The sequence below is a fragment of the Streptomyces sp. NPDC015139 genome, assembly GCF_043079785.1.
Taxonomy (GTDB): Bacteria; Actinomycetota; Actinomycetes; order Streptomycetales; family Streptomycetaceae; genus Streptomyces; species Streptomyces albidocamelliae.
The window spans coordinates 110,794-126,831 of the sequence record NZ_JBIBUW010000012.1; the positions used below are offsets into that span (position 1 = coordinate 110,794).

The window sequence follows — 16,038 nt, forward strand, 5'->3', positions numbered from 1 at the left end:
CAAGGAGCCACCATGTCCATCAAACGGCCGGTCGCCGCGGTGCTGACCGCGGCCCTGTGCCTGGTCACGACGGCATGCGCCGACTCCTCGACCGAGGGGAGGACGAACGGCGACGGGACCGAGGCCGCGTCGAGGACCGGGCACCCGGTGACCCTCGAGAACTGCGGCCGGTCCGAGACCTTCAAGAAGGCACCGAGTCGGGTCGTCGTGATGAACGGCGCCTCCGTGGCGGAGGTTTCGACCCTGCTCGCCCTCGGCCTCGGGGACCGAATCGTCGCCAACGAGCAGAACTACGGCATGAGCGAGGTACCGGGCCGGGCCAAGGCCGTCACGGCGCTGCCGACCGGACACATCGAACTCAACGACGCCTACGACATTCCCCGCGAGGCCATGCTCGGCCTGCGCCCCGACCTGGTGCTGTCCACGACGTCGTACGGTTTCGACGAGAAGAACGGCTTCGCCACCCGTGACCAGTTGGGGCAGGTCGGGGCCAACACCTATGTCTCACCCCAGGGTTGTGATCAGGACACCTCGAAGATGACCGTCGCCGACAGTTACACGCTGCTGCGTGACATGGGGAAGGTCTTCAACGTCCCCCGGCGGGCCGAGAAGCTGATCGCCGCCTCCCGGAAACACATCGACGAGGTGGCAGCCAAGGTCAAGGGCAGGAAGAGGCCCAGGGTCATGGTGCTCTTCTCCAACATGTCCATGGGCGGCAACGACTTCAGCTCCGTCGTCGCCCACGGCATCTACAACGACATCCTCACCAGGGCCGGCGGTGCCAACGCCTTCGAGTCGGCCTCCAGGACCGCCTTCGCCGACCTGAGCAAGGAGAAGGTGGCCGCCACCGACGTCGACGCACTCGTCGTCATCGGCTACCACGACCCCGACCCGGCGGCCTACGCCAGGAAACTGCTGAAGGAGTTCCCCCAGTGGCCGGCCGCCAGGAAGAACACGTTCGTGGTCCTGTCCGACTCCATGTACCTCGGCCCGAGCAACGACCTGGCCGTGCAGAAGATCGCGCGGATGCTGCACCCGGACGCCTTCTGAACCGACGCGACAGGCTCGGGGCCGTTCTGGCCTTCACCCTCCTGCCCGGCGCGTTGATCGCCACCATGATCGTGGCGATCAGCATCGGAGCGGTCACCGTTCCGCTCGATGACGTCTGGGGCATCGTCTGGCACCACATCACCGGGCAGGGCACGGCCGCCGACCTCGCGACCGACCAGATCGTGTGGAACTTCCGCACCCCCAGGGTGGTCCTCGCCGCACTGGTCGGCGCGGGCCTGGCCGTCTCCGGAGCGGTGTTGCAGACCGTGGTGTCCAACCCGCTCGCCGACCCCGTCGTCCTCGGCTTCTCCTACGGCGCCACACTCGGCGCCGTGCTGGTCATCACCCTGGGCGGCGGCGTGGCGCTCGCCGGTCTCGGGGTGTCGGCGGCCGCCTTCCTCGGCGCGGTGGCGGCGGGAGCACTCGTCTTCGCGCTCGGAAGACGCCGGGGCCGGATGGCACCCACCAGACTGGTCCTGGCCGGTGTCGCCGTCGGCTACGTCTTCCTCTCGGCGACGTCCTACGTCCAGCTCCAGGCGACGCCGACCGAACTGCGCACGGTCATGTTCTGGATGCTGGGCAGCGTGGCCGGCGCCCAATGGGGCCGGCTCCCGACCGTCGCCGTGGTGGTCCTGACCGGCACCGCCGTCCTGACACTGTTCGGACGGCGCCTGAACGTCCTGCTGGCGGGCGACGAGTCCGCCACCGCGCTGGGCGTCGACGTCAACCGGCTGCGCGCGACACTCCTGGTGCTCAGCGCACTCCTGACCGGCACGGTCATCGCCGTGGCCGGCAGCATCGGCTTCGTCGGCCTGATGATCCCCCACCTCGTCCGCCTCACCCTGGGCGCCGACCACCGCCGCCTCCTGCCCCTCACCGCCCAGCTGGGCGCCCTCTACCTCGTCCTCGTCGACCTGCTCTCCCGCACCCTCGACCGTCCCAACGAACTGCCACTGGGCATCCTCACCGCCCTGCTCGGCGCCCCCTTCTTCCTGTGGCTGCTGCGCCGCGACAAGGGCCTGGACTGATCCATGAAACTGACCGTCGACCAGCTCCGCATCACCCTGGACCACCGGCCGATCCTGCACGCCGTGAGCCTGGAGGCACGCAAAGGCGACATCGTCGGCCTGGTCGGCCCCAACGGCAGCGGAAAATCCACACTGCTGCGCGCCGTCTACCGTTCGCTCCGCCCGGCGGACGGCGTGGTCGCTGTCGGCGGCGACGACGTATGGGCCCTGTCCGCACGAGCCGCGGCCCGCCGCACCGCCGCCGTCCTCCAGGACGCCACGGGCAGCACCTCCGGGCTGACCGTCACCGAGATCGTCGCGCTCGGCCGCGCCCCGCACCACGGTCTGCTGGGACGCGACGGCGCCGAGGACCACCGGGCCGTGGAGGACGCGATCGACCGGTGCGGCGTGCGGCCCTACGCCGACCGTGACTACGCCTCCCTGTCCGGAGGGGAGCGGCAGCGCGTCCTGCTGGCGAGGGCACTGGCGCAGCAGCCCCGGCTGCTCGTGCTCGACGAGCTGACCAATCACCTCGACATCCGCGCCCGCTTCGAACTGCTGGACCTGATCCGCACCACCGGCGTGACCACGCTCGCGGTCCTGCACGACCTGGACCTGGCCGCCCGGCTCTGCGACCATATGGTCGTCCTGCACGAGGGAACCGTGGTCGTCGCGGGACCGGTCCTCGAAGTGCTCACCCCCGAGATCCTCGCCGACGTGTTCGGCGTACGGGCGTCCGCGGAACGGCACGCCGACGGTGTCGTCCGCATCACCTACGGTGCGCAGCCTCTCGCCGCCGGCAAGGACCGACGGCTATTCGAGGGGGAGGACGGCTTCGACCGTGGTGCCGCCGGAGGAGTTCGCGTGGAGGGTGAACGTGCCTCCCATTCCCTCGACGCGGGCACGATGTGAGGCGATGCCGATATGCCCGGAAGAAAGACTTCTGGTCATGGCGTCGGGGGGAATTCCGATGCCGTCGTCCTGGATCGACAGCCGTACACTCGCCGAGTTGTTCTTCTGCAGGGTGACGGTGACGTTTTTCGCCTGCGCGTGTTTCACGACGTTTTCCAGCAGTTCTCTGGCCAGCCAGTAGAGCGGCCGGTCGGCGCTCCCCGCGGTGGTGATGGCCGCGTGGACCTCGGCGTGGAATCTGCCGCGCTCGGACGCCTGCTGGGTCAGATGTTCCAGGGCGGGTACGAGGCCGCCCGAGACGAGCACCTCGGGGTGCAGCGTCCGTACCGAGGAGCGGAGCTGCCTGCTCGCGGCCGTGAGGGCCTCGTCGGCGCGCTGCAGGGAATCGGTGACATCCTCCGGGCCGCACGCCGCCTCGTCGATGAAGTGCCGGGCAGCGAGGACGTTCTGCAGGGCACCGTCGTGGAGCACTTCCGCGATCTTCCGCTGTTCACGTTCCTCCGCCGCCATGATGCGGTCCAGCAGCCATAGGCGATGTTCCGCGAGTTCCCTGATCGACCGCACCCGGTGCTGCTGGACGTCGGAGAGCAGAACGCAGCCGGCGCAGACCACGAGAATGAACAGGGTGTGGACGAAGATGAAATGCCAGTACGGCTGTTGCATGTGTCCCAGGCTGGTGCCGATGGCATAGCTCGCCGCGGCCAGTACTCCGGAGGCTGCGGTGAGAATCGGCTCCATCTGAAAGGAGGCGAGAACGGGAATGAACAGGAAGATGTCGGCCGAGAGCGGGGAGCTCCAGTTCGGGTCGGAGAAATTCCCGGAAACCGCCATCAACGCCGTGAGCAGTGTCAGGTCGGCCAGCGGGTACACCCAGTTCGGAAACGGCTGGTGCGGTCCGAACGCGGCCCACAGCGTCGCCACGGTCCACAGCCCGTAGACGGCGGCCAACACCACCGACAGCGGTAGCTGCTCCGACGGCGGGAACACCGCCAGATCCACCGCGAACGCGATCACCACGGCGATCCGCAGCAGCGCCTGCCACCGGAACGACCTGCGCAGATGCAGCGCGGGAACCTCGGCCTCCCCTCCGTGACCGGGCGGTCGGCCCTCGTGGGCGGTCGGCAACGCGTTCGGAGTTGTCATCTCATCCTCTAACCGGCTCCTCGCCATGTGTTTCCAGAAGACCTCACGGATCTGGTCCGCACCACTCACGAGGCTCCGCAACCGGTCGGCCGAGGGGGCGAAGCGCGGGTCAGCCGGTCGCTCCACCGGCTGGGGGACGTACAGCGGTGGCCGAAAGAGCTGAAATTAAATCAAGCAAGTTCAACCACGAACTGCAATCCACACAGATCACAGAATTCAGAAATCCGAGGAATCCCCATGATGAACGCTCGACGTCACCTGGCCCGTATCGCCGGTATCTCCTGCCTCGCCGCTCTGGCCGCGGGATCGGTCGGTGTGGCCAGCGCCGAGGCCGCGCCGATGATGAAGCACCACACGGCGTCCCACGCCAGCGACCATCACCACCAGCACAGCTCCGCCCACAACAGCTCCAAGAGCTCCATGAACAGCTCGTCGAAGAACAGCAGCTCCAACAGCTCGTCGAAGAGCAACTCCTCGAAGAGCATGCCCAAGGGCGGAAACACCCAGGGCGGCACGCAGGGCTCCGGCAACGGCAACACTCAGGGCGGGACCCAGGGTGGCGGGAGCGGGAACACCCAGGGCGGGACTCAGGGTGGCGGGAGCGGGAACACCCAGGGTGGCACCCAGGGTGGCGGCAGCGGGAACACCCAGGGCGGTACCCAGGGCTCCGGCAATGGCAACACTCAGGGCGGCACGCAGGGTGGCGGCAGCGGCAACACCCAGGGTGGCACCCAGGGTGGCGGCAGCGGCAACACTCAGGGCGGGACCCAGGGTGGCGGCAGCGGCAACACCCAGGGCGGTACCCAGGGCTGACGGTTGAGACAGGCCGGCACCTCGCACAAGGTCAACTTGTGCGAGGTGCCGGTTCCTCCGTGCCCGCCGCCGCCCGCGACCGGGCGCCACCGTCAGCGGTGTCCGCACCGGCGTTCTCGTCCGCCAGAACCCGCTCCACCTGGTCCCGGATCAACCGTTCGGCCCACATGTCGCCAAAGGGCTCGAACGGCGTCCGCAGCACTCGCAGAATCGGGACCACAGCGACCATCAGCGATCCGCCCGCCACGATCGCGAGCATGGCCAGCGCCAACCGCTCCGCCTTCGGATGGTCCGAGGCCAGCCATGCGAGGCTCGCCACGATCACCACGCCCTGCGCCAGCATCAACACGGACCAGACGCACGCCACCACCACGGTCCACCAGGATTTGAGCGCTCCCACCCCGAGGGCGGGACCGTCCGATTCCAAGAAGGTCCGCGCGGCCGCCCGCCGGTTCTCGGGCGAGAGTTCACGCCACTCCTCGGAGAGACGGCGGTAGCTCGTGAATCCGGTCCTGGCCGAGTTCTGGAGGGACTTGCGGTACGCGCCGACCTCCACAGTGGCGGCGATCAAGATGGCCGAGGCCACGGATGCGGCCGTCGTCGCGAAGTCCTCTGTCATCTGCATCCGGCGAGCTTGCCCGGCAACCACACCGCGGCACCGGACAATTACCCAACGGTTACGTGTGGGCAGGAGCGGCTCAGGGATGTCCCCGCCAGCGGAGGACCTCGAGGGCGGCGCCGACCTCGACCGTGTGCTCGGCGAGGGGGCGCGGCAGCAGTCGTTCCGCGCGGGCGAGGCGCCGTAGCAGCGTGTTGCGGTGGGTGAACAGCCGTACGGCGGCCTGCGTGGCGTTGCACTGCTCGGCGATGAAGACGCGCAGCGATTCGACGACCTCGGGCGGTGCGGTCTCCAGGTCGCCCAGGGTGCGCTTGACGAACCGGTCGGCGCGCTCGGGGTCGGCGGTGAGCAGCGCGACGAGTTCGACCTCGTGGTGGGAGGCCAGCCGGGAGGGCGAGGTCAGGCGGGTGAGCATCTGCTGGGTGGTGAGCGCGTCGAGGTGGCTGCGGCGGAAGCCGTCGATGCCCGGCACCGTGGAGCCCAGGGCGATCCGCACCCCCGGCAGCCTGTCGAGTGCGGCCCGCAGCCGGTCGGTGTCCGGGCCGCCGTGGACCCACACCCACCGGGTGGCGGCGCTGGCGAGGATGTTCAGCGGGCGTGCCTGGCCGGCGGCCTCGGCGAGGGAGTCGGCGGCACGGTCGAGGTGGCGCAGGTCGGCGTCGGGGGCGTCGGTCCAGACGATCGCGGCGGTGTGCGTGGGATCGAGGCCGTAGCCCAGCCGGCTCTCCGCGCGGCGGCGCGTGATCGGGGCGCCCTCCAGCAGCAGGGCGACCGTCTCCCGGCGCTCCGCGTGCGTGCCGCGGGTCAGCTCGTCCCGTTCGGCGCGCATACGGACGGAGATCGCGCTCACCGTGTCGTCGACGAATGCGGCGATGGACCGCAGGGACACGTCGAGCAGCTCGCGCAGTTCCTCGGAATCGGTGGTGAGCGAGCAGGCGACCTGCGTCCACAGCCGTACGGCGACGCTCTCGCCGGCGCGGTAGGCGTCGAGGGCCGACTCGTCCAGGCCGCGCCGGATGAGGTCCCGGGCGACGGCCAGGGGTGCCTCGGTGTCGTTCGCCGGGACCGGTTCACCGGGAGCGCGGACGTTGGCGGCGGCCCAGAACAGCAGGTTGGAGCGGTTGGTCTGGCGGGTGCCCGCGGCGAGCACCGGGTCCGCGGCGATCTGCTGCCTCGCCTGGCCGGTCAGCGTGGCGGCATCGAGCTCGGCGAGCCACTCGGCCGGCGGATTGAGCGCGATCTCGGCACCCTGACGGATGAGCTCCCGGACCCGGGGCGACGGCGTCTTCCACGACATGGCGCCCATCGTAGAGGTGCAGATCGCCACCTCGAACGGGCAGGAGCGGTGCGACATGCCCTTTGCGGTCCTGCGGGCCGCCGCACACCATGGACGCGTCGACCGACAACGCCTGGAGCCGCCAGTCATGTCAACCGCCCCCCAGTCACCCGCCCCGGAGCACCTCGACGTCCTCATCGTCGGGGCCGGGATCTCGGGCATCGGTGCCGCCCGCTATCTGAAGACCGAGCTGCCGTCGAAGCGCTTCGCGATCCTGGAGGCCCGCGAGGCCTCCGGCGGGACCTGGGACCTGTTCCGCTACCCGGGTATCCGGTCCGACTCGGACCTGCACACCTTCGGCTACGAGTTCAAGCCCTGGCGGGACGAGCAGTCCATCGCCGACGCCCCCCGCATCCTGTCGTACCTGCGGGAGACGGTGACCGAGAACGGCCTGGACCCGCACATCCGCTACCACCACAAGGTGCTCGCGGTGTCCTGGTCGACCGAGGACGGGCGGTGGACCGCCGACGTGGAGCACACCGACACCGGGGAACGGATCACGCTGACCGCCGGATGGATCTTCTGCGCCGGCGGCTACTACCGCTACGACGAGGGGTTCACCCCGTCCTTCCCCGGCCGCGACCGGTTCACCGGGCCGATCGTGCATCCGCAGGCCTGGCCCGAGGACCTGGACTACGCCGGCAAGCGGGTCGTGGTGATCGGCAGCGGTGCCACCGCGGTCACGCTGGTACCGGCGATGGCGGGCACCGCAGCGCACGTGACGATGCTCCAGCGGACCCCGACGTACATCCTGTCGGTGCCGCGGAAGGACCTGATCGGCAACGCGCTGAAGAAGTACCTCGGCCCGGAGCGCGGCTACGCGCTCACCCGGCGCAAGAACATCGCCCAGCAGCGCTTCATCTGGAGCTGGTGCCAGCGGCACCCGAAGGCGGCGCGACGGCTGATCCGCTGGATCAACGTTAGGCAGCTGCCCGAGGGCTTCGCCGTGGACGAGCACTTCAACCCGCCGTACGACCCGTGGGACCAGCGGTTGTGCGCCGTGCCCGACGGCGACCTGTTCCGGGCGATCCGCGACGGCGACGCCTCGGTGGTCACCGACCGCATCGCCTCCTTCACCGAGAAGGGCGTCCTGCTGGAGTCGGGCCTGGAACTGGAAGCGGACGTCATCGTCACCGCCACCGGGCTGAACGTGCAGGCCTTCGGCGGCGTCCACGTCACCGTCGACGGCCGGCAGGTGCGGCTCGCCGACACCCTCGCCTACAAGGGCATGATGCTCTCCGGCGTGCCGAACCTCGCGTACGCCATCGGCTACACCAACTCCTCCTGGACGCTGAAGATCGGCCTCCTCTGCGAACACTTCTGCCGGCTGCTGGCGCACATGGACCGGCACGCGTACGACGTCTGCCGGCCCGAACCGGCCGACCCGGACATGCCGACCCGGCCGTTCCTGGACTTCGGCGCCGGCTACATCCGGCGCGCCGTCGACTCCCTGCCCCGACAGGGCGACCGGATGCCGTGGCTGACCTCGATGGACTACCGAGACGACGTCAAACTGCTGCGAGGCAGCGGTGTGTCCGATCCCGAGCTGCACTTCTCCCGTGCCGCCGCCCCCGCGGAGGTGACCGCATGACGGGCCTCGCGCGCGTGGCGTCCACCGAGCAGGACCCCACCGGGGACCGCTTCGTCGACCTGCCGGCCGGGCCGCGGATCTGCTTCCGCGTCGAAGGTCCGGCCGACGGCGTCCCCCTGCTGCTGATCGCCGGGCTCGGGCTCGACCTCACCTCGTGGCCGGACCGGATGGTCGACGGGTTCACCGGCCGCGGCTTCCGGGTGGTCCGGTTCGACAACCGGGACGCCGGCCGGTCGAGCCGCATCGACACCCCGCCGCCGGGCCGGGTGCGGCAGCTCCTCGCCCGGCCCCGGCCGGACGCCTACGACCTCGCCGACATGGCCGCCGACGCCGTCGGCCTGCTCGACTTCCTCGGCATCGACCGGGTCCACCTGGTCGGCATGTCGATGGGCGGCATGATCGCGCAGACCCTCACGGCCCGGCATCCCGAGCGGGTCGCCACGCTCACCTCGATCTTCTCCACCACGGGGAGCCGACGGGTCGGGCAGCCGGCCTGGTCGACCCTCGTCCGGCTGGCCAAGGCCCCGGCCCGCACCGTCGAGGAGTCCGTGGAGCGGCACCTGGCGATGCTCGCCCACATCGGCGGGACGTCGTACCGGCCCGACGAGACCCTCGAACGAGCCTGGGCGACCACCGTCTGGGACCGGTGCGGCGGCAACCGCGCCGGCGCACCGGTGGCGCGGCAGATCGACGCCATCCGCGCCTCCGGCGACCGCACCGCCGAGCTCCGCCGCATCACCGCGCCCACACTCGTCGTGCACGGAGACGCCGACCGCATGGTGCACCCCAGCGGGGGGCGTGCCACCGCCGCCGCCGTCCCCGGCGCCCGGCACATGGAGATCCCGGGCATGGGCCACCATCTCGCCCCCGGCCTCCTCGACCGCCTGGTCGAGCTCACCGGCGATCTCGCCGGCGCCGCCACCGCCCCGGTCACGCCCGCCCCACCGACAGGAGATCCCGTATGAGCAGCGTCCGCGGCAAGGTCGCCGCCGTCACCGGAGCCGGGTCCGGCATCGGCCGGCACCTTGCCTTCGAACTGGCCAAGCGAGGAGCCCGGTTGGCCGTCAGCGATGTCGACGACCTCGGTCTCGACGAAACCGCGGACCGGGCGAAGGCCCTCGGCACCGAGGTCCACGCCGCCCACCTGGACGTCAGCGACCGCGCCGCGGTCGAGGCCTACGCCGCCACCGTCGCCGAGCACTTCGGAGTGGTCCACCAGATCTACAACAACGCCGGGATCGCCGGTGGCGGGCAGTCGGTCCTCGACGCGGAGTGGGAACTGTACGACCGGACGCTGGCGGTCAACCTGTTCGGCGTCATCCACGGCACGAAGGCGTTCCTGCCGCACCTGATCGCCTCCGGCGACGGCCACGTGGTCAACGTCTCCAGCCTCAACGGATACCTCGCACAGCCCACCCTGTCCGCCTACTGCGCGAGCAAGTTCGGCGTCCGCGGCTTCACCGAGGCGCTGCGCACCGAGATGCTCGCCGGCCGTCACCCGGTCCGGGTGAGCGTGGTCCACCCGGGCGGTGTGAAGACCAACATCGCGACCGCCGCGCTGGAACAGGCCCGAGCACGCGGCCTCGCCCCGACACGCCAGCAGCTCGACCGCGCCCGTGTCTACAACGAGAAGCTGCTGAAGATGCCCGCCGAACAGGCGGCCCGCATCATCGTCGACGGCGTCGAGGCCGGCCGTCCCCGTATCCGGGTCGGCACCGACGCCAAGATCGTGGACCGGCTCGTACGACTCGCTCCCGGCCGGTACCCCCATCTGGCCGTCGCGCTGGAGCGGCGGAAGTTCGGCCGCGGCTGACCGTCGACGTCCCTTCGCGCCGACCGACCGGCCGGCCGGCGGAGGAGGTGGTGCGGGGCCGCCTTGCGGCCTCGGCCGCCCTTCCGCCCGCCGCGACGTATCGGACCGGGTGGGGACGGGTACCGGGGGCGGGGGAGCACATCGCCCGCAACCGGAGGAACGAGATGCTTTCGGCTGGATCACGCACGGTCGTCGTCCGGCGACGGGGCCCGCGATGACCGGACCGGCCCCGTCCGAGGGGCCACCGAGCCACGCCGGACTGATCACCTTCGGCCACAGCACAGCGGACCGGACCACGCTGGCCGAACTCCTCCGAGGAGCCGGTGTCACCGCCGTCGTGGACGTCAGAACCGCGCCCGGCAGCCGCCGCAACCCCGACCTGTCACGGCAGCGGCTGGCCGAGTGGATGCCGGAGGAGCACCTCGACTACCGGTGGGAGCAGCGGCTGGGCGGATGGCGCAAGCCGTCGCCGGACTCGCCGGACACCGTCTGGCGCAACGACTCCTTCCGCGACTACGCGGGGCACACCCGCAGCCCGGAGTTCGTCGCCGCCATGGACGAGCTGATGCGGCAGGCGGGTGAGGCACGCACCGCGGTGATGTGCAGCGAGGCCGTGTGGTGGCGATGCCACCGCCGCCTGATCGCGGACTTCGCCGTACTGGCCCTGGGCGAGCCCGTCCGCCACCTCATGCACGACGGACGCCTCACCGCGCACACCCCGACGCCCGGCGTGCGCCTGCGCGACGACGGCCTCCTCGTCTACGACGACGCTCCGTCGGTGGGCGCGGCCACCCTCTTCTGACGTGCACGTCGGCGAGACCGGCCGGCCGTACCGAGGCACTACGGGTGCCGGGCGCACACACCGAACGGTACGGCGCCGCTCCGCAGGGTACCCAGGACAGGCCACGCGGCGGATTCCGTGCGGCTAACCAGGAGGCCGGCATGGACGCTTCGATGGACCGGGTCGCGCGGCCGTGGGGACTGCGCACCCCCTACAGCCGCCGCGAGCCGTGGCCGCCACGCGTGGACACGTTCCTGGAGGCCGGTGTCGAGGCCGAAGCGGTACAGCACTGGGTGCAGGCCGCGTCGATTCTCCACTCGGACGGCGACGCCATGGACATCGCCGTGAAGGACGGGCGCATGGTCGGTGTGCGCGGACGGATCGACGACCGGGTCAACCGGGGTCGGCTGGGGCCCAAGGACCTCTTCGGGTGGCAGGCGAACGGGTCGCCGGACCGGCTGACCACCCCCCTGATCCGGCAGCACGGGCACCTCGTGGAATGCGACTGGGACACGGCCATGGAGCGGATCGTCGCCCTTTCGCGCGAGCTGCTGGCCGACCGCGGCCCCGCTTCCCTCGGCTTCTACACGAGCGGCCAGCTGTTCCTGGAGGAGTACTACACCCTCGCCGTGCTGGCCCGGGCCGGGATCGGCACCAACCACCTCGACGGCAACACCCGCCTGTGCACGGCCACCGCGGGCGAGGCACTGAAGGAATCCTTCGGCTGCGACGGCCAGCCCGGCTGCTACGACGACATCGACCACGCCGACGTCATCGCCCTGTTCGGCCACAACATCGCCGAGACCCAGCCCGTGCAGTGGATGCGCGTCCTCGACCGGCTGGCCGACAGCGACCCGCCGCGTCTGCTGTGCGTCGACCCACGGCCCACGCAGGTCGCCCACCATGCCGAGGTGCACCTGGCTCCGCGCCTAGGAACGAACGTCGCCCTGCTCAACGCCCTCCTGCACGAGATCATCCGCACGGACCGGGTCGACCACGACTTCGTCACGGCGCACACGGTCGGCTTCGAGGAACTGGTACGGCGGGTGGAGCGCTGCACGCCCGAGTGGGCCGCCGGGATCTGTGACGTACCGGCCGCGCCCATCGGCGAGGCGGCCGAACTCCTCGGCTCGGCCGACCGGCTCCTGTCCACGGTGCTGCAAGGGGTGTACCAGTCCCACCAGGCCACCGCCGCGGCCGTGCAGGTCAACAACCTGCACCTGATCCGCGGGATGCTCGGCCGCCCCGGCGCCGGGGTCCTGCAGATGAACGGCCAGCCCAGCGCGGAGAACACGCGCGAGTGCGGGGCCAACGGCGACCTGCCGGGCTTCCGCAACTGGCAGAACGACAGTCACGTCGCCGATCTGGCCCGCGTGTGGAACGTCGAACCGCAGACGATCCCCCACTTCGCACCGCCCACCCACGCCATGCAGATGTTCCGCTACGCCGAACAGGGCACGATCCGCATGCTGTGGATCAGTGGCACCAACCCGGCCGTGTCCCTGCCGGAGTTGTCCCGCATCCGCGCGATCCTGTCCCAGGAGCGGCTCTTCGTCGTCGTACAGGATCTGTTCCTCACCGAGACCGCTCAGCTGGCCGACGTCGTCCTGCCCGCGGCGACCTGGGGTGAGAAGACAGGCACGCTCACCAACGCGGACCGCACCGTGCACCTGTCCGACCGGGCCGTCCGCCCACCCGGCGAGGCCAGGTCCGACCTCGACATCTTTCTCGACTACGCCGCCCGTATGGACTTCCGCGACAAGGACGGCGGTCCGCTGATCACCTGGTACGACCCGGAGTCCGCCTTCGAGGCGTGGAAGCGGTGCAGCGCCGGCCGGCCCTGCGACTACACCGGCCTCACCTACGACCGGCTGCGCGGCGGAAGCGGCATCCAGTGGCCGTGCGACGACCGGGCCCCGGACGGCACGAACCGCCTCTACACCGACGGCATCAGCTGGGCCCACCCCGACCAGTGCGAAAGCTACGGCAAGGACCTGGTGACCGGCGCGCCGAACGAGGCGGTCGAATACCGCTCCCTGAACCCCGACGGCAAGGCCCTGATCAAGGCCGCCGATTACCTGCCGCCCCATGAACTGCCCGACGACGACCATCCGTTCCAGCTCACCACCGGCCGGACCGTCTACCACTTCCACACCCGGACGAAGACCGCCCGCGCCCCACAGCTGAACGCGGCCGCTCCCGACGTCTGGGTGGAGGTGTCCGCTGTCGACGCGGCCCAACTCGGCCTGGACGAGGGGGACCTGGTCGAGGTCACCACACCACGCGGCTCCGTCCGAGGACGCCTGCGGGTGACCGGCATCCGCCAGGGACTGCTGTTCATCCCCTTCCACTACGGCTACTGGGACACCAGGGCGGGTCACGGACCGAACGGCGACACCCCAGGACGGGCCGCGAACGAATCGACGATCACCGACTGGGACCCGGCCTCGAAACAACCGCTGTTCAAGACCGCCGCGGCGGCACTCCGCCTGGTCGAACGCGGTCGGGGCACACCGGCCCCGGCGCCGACGACGACCGCGTCCGCGCCGGTGCACGCCGACGCCGTACTGGCCACTGTCGGAGGACCGTCCGCCGTCGTCGCGCAGACCGCGGAGCCGGCCCGGGACAACCGTACGGAGGACGCGCCGTGAACGGCATCACCCTCAGCCTTGGCGTGCTGCACCACGGGGAGAAGCACCTGGCCAGAGAACTCCGACTGGTGGCCGACCGCCACCGCACCGACCACGAGGTGCACCACGTCGCGACCGACCTCGCCCGATGGTCCGAGGAACACGCGCTGCGACTGGCCCAGGCCGCTCACGACCAGGGCCTCGACCTCGACGACTCCTCGGGGACGAGCTCCGGCGTCCTCGCCGAGCTCAGGCGGAAGGCGGCCGAAGTGGTCGGACACCGTCCCGAGCCGGGTCTGCTCCTCCTGCGCGACCTGCGCGCACTGCATCTCGACGCCACGGAGAACTCCCTGCACTGGGAGATGCTCGCCCAGGTCGCACAGGCCACCAGGAACGAGGGGCTGCTGACCCTGGCCTCGGAGTGCCATCCGCGGACGCTGCGGCAGATCCGCTGGACCAACACCATGATCAAGAACCTGTCGCCGCAGATCCTGGCGAGCCTCTGAGACCGCGCCGGGCACCTGCGTACGGCAGCCGGATCCCGGCGTCCCTCACGTCCGGTGGTCGGAAGCCGTCACGATCCCGTAGGTGACCAGTCCGTACATCACATGCGGTATCACGTCCGACACCCAGTCCTTCGCCGACCAGGTCCTCGGATCGCTCACGCCCAGCCGGGCCATCGGCAGGTCGGTCGCGGCCATGGCGAGGCCACCGGTCACGACACCACCCAGCCACCAGGGCATCCGTACGCCGGCCTGACGCATCAGCGAGACGGCCACGCCCATCCCGCAGCCGACGGCGATACCCGACAGCGCACCGAGGCCCGAGAGGCGGTTGTCCCGGGTCTCGCCCGCTCCGGCGACCGGATGCCCCGTGTCCTGGGCGATCTTCTCCACCACCTCGGCCGGGGCCTGGCTCGACGGCCTGCCTCGCACCGCCATGTCGGCATAGGTCACGGCGTTCAGTACGGTCGTGCCGGCGGCGCCTGCCGCGCCTCCGCGCACCACGCTCTCGATCATGCCGGGCTGATTTCCCACAGCGCTCACTCCCGAATCGGGGCCATGCGGACGGAGGGGCGTCACGGCACCCCTCCCTCCGATTTTCCCGCGAACGGAGACGGACGGCGCGGCGACGCCTGAGGGCCGCCGCTGCGGGGTGTCTCGCCCGCCGTACCGGGAGGAGCGCGAGGCGAGGCGCCTGCCCTGCGAAGGGCTCACCCGCTTCGCCTCGCGGTTTCTTGGCTCAGGCGTCGTCCAGGCCGAACGCGACCCGCAGTCCGTTGGCGATGATGCGGCCGCCGTTGAGGGCGGCGCCCTGGTCGGCGCCGTAGCAAGTCCATTGCGTCAGGTAGCCGTTGCTGGTTTTGATGACGACCGTGATGGTGTCGACGCCGTCACCGTCGCGCTGCAGGTTGAACCACGCGTCGGGAACGTTCGCGTTGCTCCTGCTGCGGTCGAAGCCTGCGCCGTACGGGTCGAGGTCGACGACCGTGCATCCCTGGACCTTCTGGACATACCCTTGCGGGCCGATGGCGCACGGCTCATCGCCCGCCAGTCGCTTGCGGAGCCGGCCGGCCATGTAGCCGTCCGGGTCCTTGTACACGCTGATCACCTCGCCGGTGAGTGGATTGTTCTTGAGCTTGCCGTCCCACTCGCCCTTGGTGATGTAGCAGTTGCGGCGATCCGCGGGCGAGGAGCTGGTCGGATCGCCCACGTACGGGCCGCCGCCGTGCACGGCGATGTAGGCGTCGTGCTTGGTGATGTTGCTGTAGGTCCGCATGGTCATGAACGCACACGGGTCGGGTGTTCCGGCGTCGATGGCCTGCCGCTCTTTCGCGAGGTCCTTCCCGTCGTCGTCCCTCTTCGCCGTAGCCGCATCCTCATCGGGCGGCAGCCGGGCGCTGTTGACGACGTGCCAGTCACCGTCACGCTCGGCCCCCGAGGGGGAGGGCGGAGCGCTCTGGGACGAACGGGCGACCGCCGGGCCCTTCGCGGCGGAGGTGCCGGCGTCCTCCGTACCGCCGCACCCCGACGCGCTCAACGACAGACAGGCGGCGCCGGCCATGGACAGGGTGGTGATGTGCCACTTACGCACGAAGGCCTTCCTCGAGCAGACGATTCTGGCGTCACGGGCCAGGTGACGGGCGCGGCTCCGGCCGAGAGCCCACCCGGGTGCAGAATGACAGACGGTGTCACCCTCTGTGAGGAGTTTGCGACAATCCGCATCGGCAATAGGAACCGGACACGGTGAGCAGCCCGAGCGCGGCGAGCACCCCCGTTCCCACCTGGCACGCCAGCAGCCCCACCGTGGCCACCCGGTCCACCTGCCATGCCATCTTCCGGG

15 protein-coding genes are annotated in these 16,038 nt (G+C 70.5%); 10 read left to right on the forward strand and 5 right to left on the reverse strand.

Annotation, left to right across the window (positions count from 1 at the left end):
* Window positions 1–12 precede the first annotated feature (12 nt).
* The 3 genes from ACF08B_RS29170 to ACF08B_RS29180 all read left to right on the forward strand — a co-directional run bounded on the left by ACF08B_RS29170 (window position 13) and on the right by ACF08B_RS29180 (window position 2,969).
* A complete protein-coding gene (locus tag ACF08B_RS29170) occupies window positions 13–1,050 on the forward strand; it encodes an ABC transporter substrate-binding protein (protein WP_392320120.1) in 1,038 nt (345 codons plus the stop codon).
* Window positions 1,051–1,115: 65 nt separating this feature from the next.
* The gene (locus ACF08B_RS29175; protein WP_392320121.1) at window positions 1,116–2,078 is read left to right on the forward strand and encodes a FecCD family ABC transporter permease; all 963 of its coding nucleotides are present in this window, start codon (window positions 1,116–1,118) and stop codon (window positions 2,076–2,078) included.
* Window positions 2,079–2,081: 3 nt separating this feature from the next.
* A complete protein-coding gene (locus tag ACF08B_RS29180; protein WP_392320122.1) occupies window positions 2,082–2,969 on the forward strand; it encodes an ABC transporter ATP-binding protein in 888 nt (295 codons plus the stop codon).
* Here ACF08B_RS29180 and ACF08B_RS29185 read toward each other — a convergent pair.
* Window positions 2,871–4,181 carry a sensor histidine kinase gene (locus tag ACF08B_RS29185; RefSeq protein WP_392320123.1) on the reverse strand — a complete coding sequence of 437 codons (1,311 nt, stop codon included), beginning with the start codon at window positions 4,179–4,181 and terminating at the stop codon, window positions 2,871–2,873. The two genes, ACF08B_RS29180 and ACF08B_RS29185, sit on opposite strands and share 99 nt — an antisense overlap.
* 168 nt (window positions 4,182–4,349) lie before the next feature.
* Between ACF08B_RS29185 and ACF08B_RS29190 the strand changes: the two genes are divergently transcribed.
* Window positions 4,350–4,925, forward strand: a complete 576-nt coding sequence (locus tag ACF08B_RS29190; RefSeq protein ID WP_392320124.1) for a hypothetical protein — start codon at window positions 4,350–4,352, stop codon at window positions 4,923–4,925.
* A gap of 31 nt (window positions 4,926–4,956) precedes the next feature.
* On the opposite strand, the gene ACF08B_RS29195 is transcribed toward ACF08B_RS29190, so the two are convergent.
* Together ACF08B_RS29195 and ACF08B_RS29200 are read right to left on the reverse strand one after the other, a co-directional pair.
* Entirely contained in the window at window positions 4,957–5,550 is a 594-nt protein-coding gene (locus ACF08B_RS29195) for a hypothetical protein (protein ID WP_392320125.1), read from the reverse strand.
* 73 nt (window positions 5,551–5,623) lie between these two features.
* On the reverse strand, window positions 5,624–6,841 hold the full coding sequence (locus tag ACF08B_RS29200) for a PucR family transcriptional regulator (protein WP_392320126.1): 1,218 nt from the start codon (window positions 6,839–6,841) through the stop codon (window positions 5,624–5,626).
* Window positions 6,842–6,968: 127 nt separating this feature from the next.
* Here ACF08B_RS29200 and ACF08B_RS29205 point away from each other — a divergent pair, with 127 nt between their 5' ends.
* From ACF08B_RS29205 to ACF08B_RS29230, 6 genes are all read left to right on the forward strand, one after another.
* Entirely contained in the window at window positions 6,969–8,471 is a 1,503-nt protein-coding gene (locus ACF08B_RS29205; RefSeq protein WP_392320127.1) for a flavin-containing monooxygenase, read from the forward strand.
* Window positions 8,468–9,436, forward strand: a complete 969-nt coding sequence (locus ACF08B_RS29210; protein WP_392320128.1) for an alpha/beta fold hydrolase — start codon at window positions 8,468–8,470, stop codon at window positions 9,434–9,436. The genes ACF08B_RS29205 and ACF08B_RS29210 overlap by 4 nt, the downstream gene beginning before the upstream one ends.
* Window positions 9,433–10,284: an SDR family NAD(P)-dependent oxidoreductase gene (locus ACF08B_RS29215; RefSeq protein ID WP_392320129.1), complete on the forward strand. Its 852-nt coding sequence runs from the start codon at window positions 9,433–9,435 to the stop codon at window positions 10,282–10,284. The genes ACF08B_RS29210 and ACF08B_RS29215 overlap by 4 nt, the downstream gene beginning before the upstream one ends.
* A 214-nt stretch (window positions 10,285–10,498) precedes the next feature.
* Window positions 10,499–11,086: a DUF488 family protein gene (locus tag ACF08B_RS29220; RefSeq protein ID WP_392320130.1), complete on the forward strand. Its 588-nt coding sequence runs from the start codon at window positions 10,499–10,501 to the stop codon at window positions 11,084–11,086.
* A 140-nt stretch (window positions 11,087–11,226) separates the two neighbouring features.
* Window positions 11,227–13,716, forward strand: coding sequence for a molybdopterin oxidoreductase family protein (locus ACF08B_RS29225; RefSeq protein ID WP_392320131.1), 2,490 nt, complete (start codon window positions 11,227–11,229; stop codon window positions 13,714–13,716).
* Window positions 13,713–14,201, forward strand: a complete 489-nt coding sequence (locus ACF08B_RS29230; RefSeq protein WP_392320132.1) for a hypothetical protein — start codon at window positions 13,713–13,715, stop codon at window positions 14,199–14,201. The genes ACF08B_RS29225 and ACF08B_RS29230 overlap by 4 nt, the downstream gene beginning before the upstream one ends.
* A 45-nt stretch (window positions 14,202–14,246) precedes the next feature.
* Here the strand turns inward: ACF08B_RS29230 and ACF08B_RS29235 are convergent, their stop codons facing one another.
* On the reverse strand, window positions 14,247–14,714 hold the full coding sequence (locus tag ACF08B_RS29235; protein ID WP_392320254.1) for a hypothetical protein: 468 nt from the start codon (window positions 14,712–14,714) through the stop codon (window positions 14,247–14,249).
* 223 nt (window positions 14,715–14,937) lie between these two features.
* Window positions 14,938–15,789, reverse strand: coding sequence for a hypothetical protein (locus ACF08B_RS29240; protein WP_392320133.1), 852 nt, complete (start codon window positions 15,787–15,789; stop codon window positions 14,938–14,940).
* Between the last annotated feature and the right edge of the window lie 249 nt (window positions 15,790–16,038).

Excerpts from the sequence above, each read along its gene's own strand:
- ACF08B_RS29170 (WP_392320120.1), top strand. The coding sequence starts at position 13 with ATGTCCATCAAACGGCCGGTCGCCGCGGTGCTGACCGCGGCCCTGTGC.
- ACF08B_RS29175 (WP_392320121.1), top strand. The coding sequence starts at position 1,116 with ATGATCGTGGCGATCAGCATCGGAGCGGTCACCGTTCCGCTCGATGAC.
- ACF08B_RS29180 (WP_392320122.1), top strand. The coding sequence starts at position 2,082 with ATGAAACTGACCGTCGACCAGCTCCGCATCACCCTGGACCACCGGCCG.
- ACF08B_RS29190 (WP_392320124.1), top strand. The coding sequence starts at position 4,350 with ATGATGAACGCTCGACGTCACCTGGCCCGTATCGCCGGTATCTCCTGC.
- ACF08B_RS29195 (WP_392320125.1), bottom strand. The coding sequence starts at position 5,550 with ATGCAGATGACAGAGGACTTCGCGACGACGGCCGCATCCGTGGCCTCG.
- ACF08B_RS29200 (WP_392320126.1), bottom strand. The coding sequence starts at position 6,841 with ATGTCGTGGAAGACGCCGTCGCCCCGGGTCCGGGAGCTCATCCGTCAG.
- ACF08B_RS29205 (WP_392320127.1), top strand. The coding sequence starts at position 6,969 with ATGTCAACCGCCCCCCAGTCACCCGCCCCGGAGCACCTCGACGTCCTC.
- ACF08B_RS29210 (WP_392320128.1), top strand. The coding sequence starts at position 8,468 with ATGACGGGCCTCGCGCGCGTGGCGTCCACCGAGCAGGACCCCACCGGG.
- ACF08B_RS29215 (WP_392320129.1), top strand. The coding sequence starts at position 9,433 with ATGAGCAGCGTCCGCGGCAAGGTCGCCGCCGTCACCGGAGCCGGGTCC.
- ACF08B_RS29220 (WP_392320130.1), top strand. The coding sequence starts at position 10,499 with ATGACCGGACCGGCCCCGTCCGAGGGGCCACCGAGCCACGCCGGACTG.
- ACF08B_RS29225 (WP_392320131.1), top strand. The coding sequence starts at position 11,227 with ATGGACGCTTCGATGGACCGGGTCGCGCGGCCGTGGGGACTGCGCACC.
- ACF08B_RS29235 (WP_392320254.1), bottom strand. The coding sequence starts at position 14,714 with ATGATCGAGAGCGTGGTGCGCGGAGGCGCGGCAGGCGCCGCCGGCACG.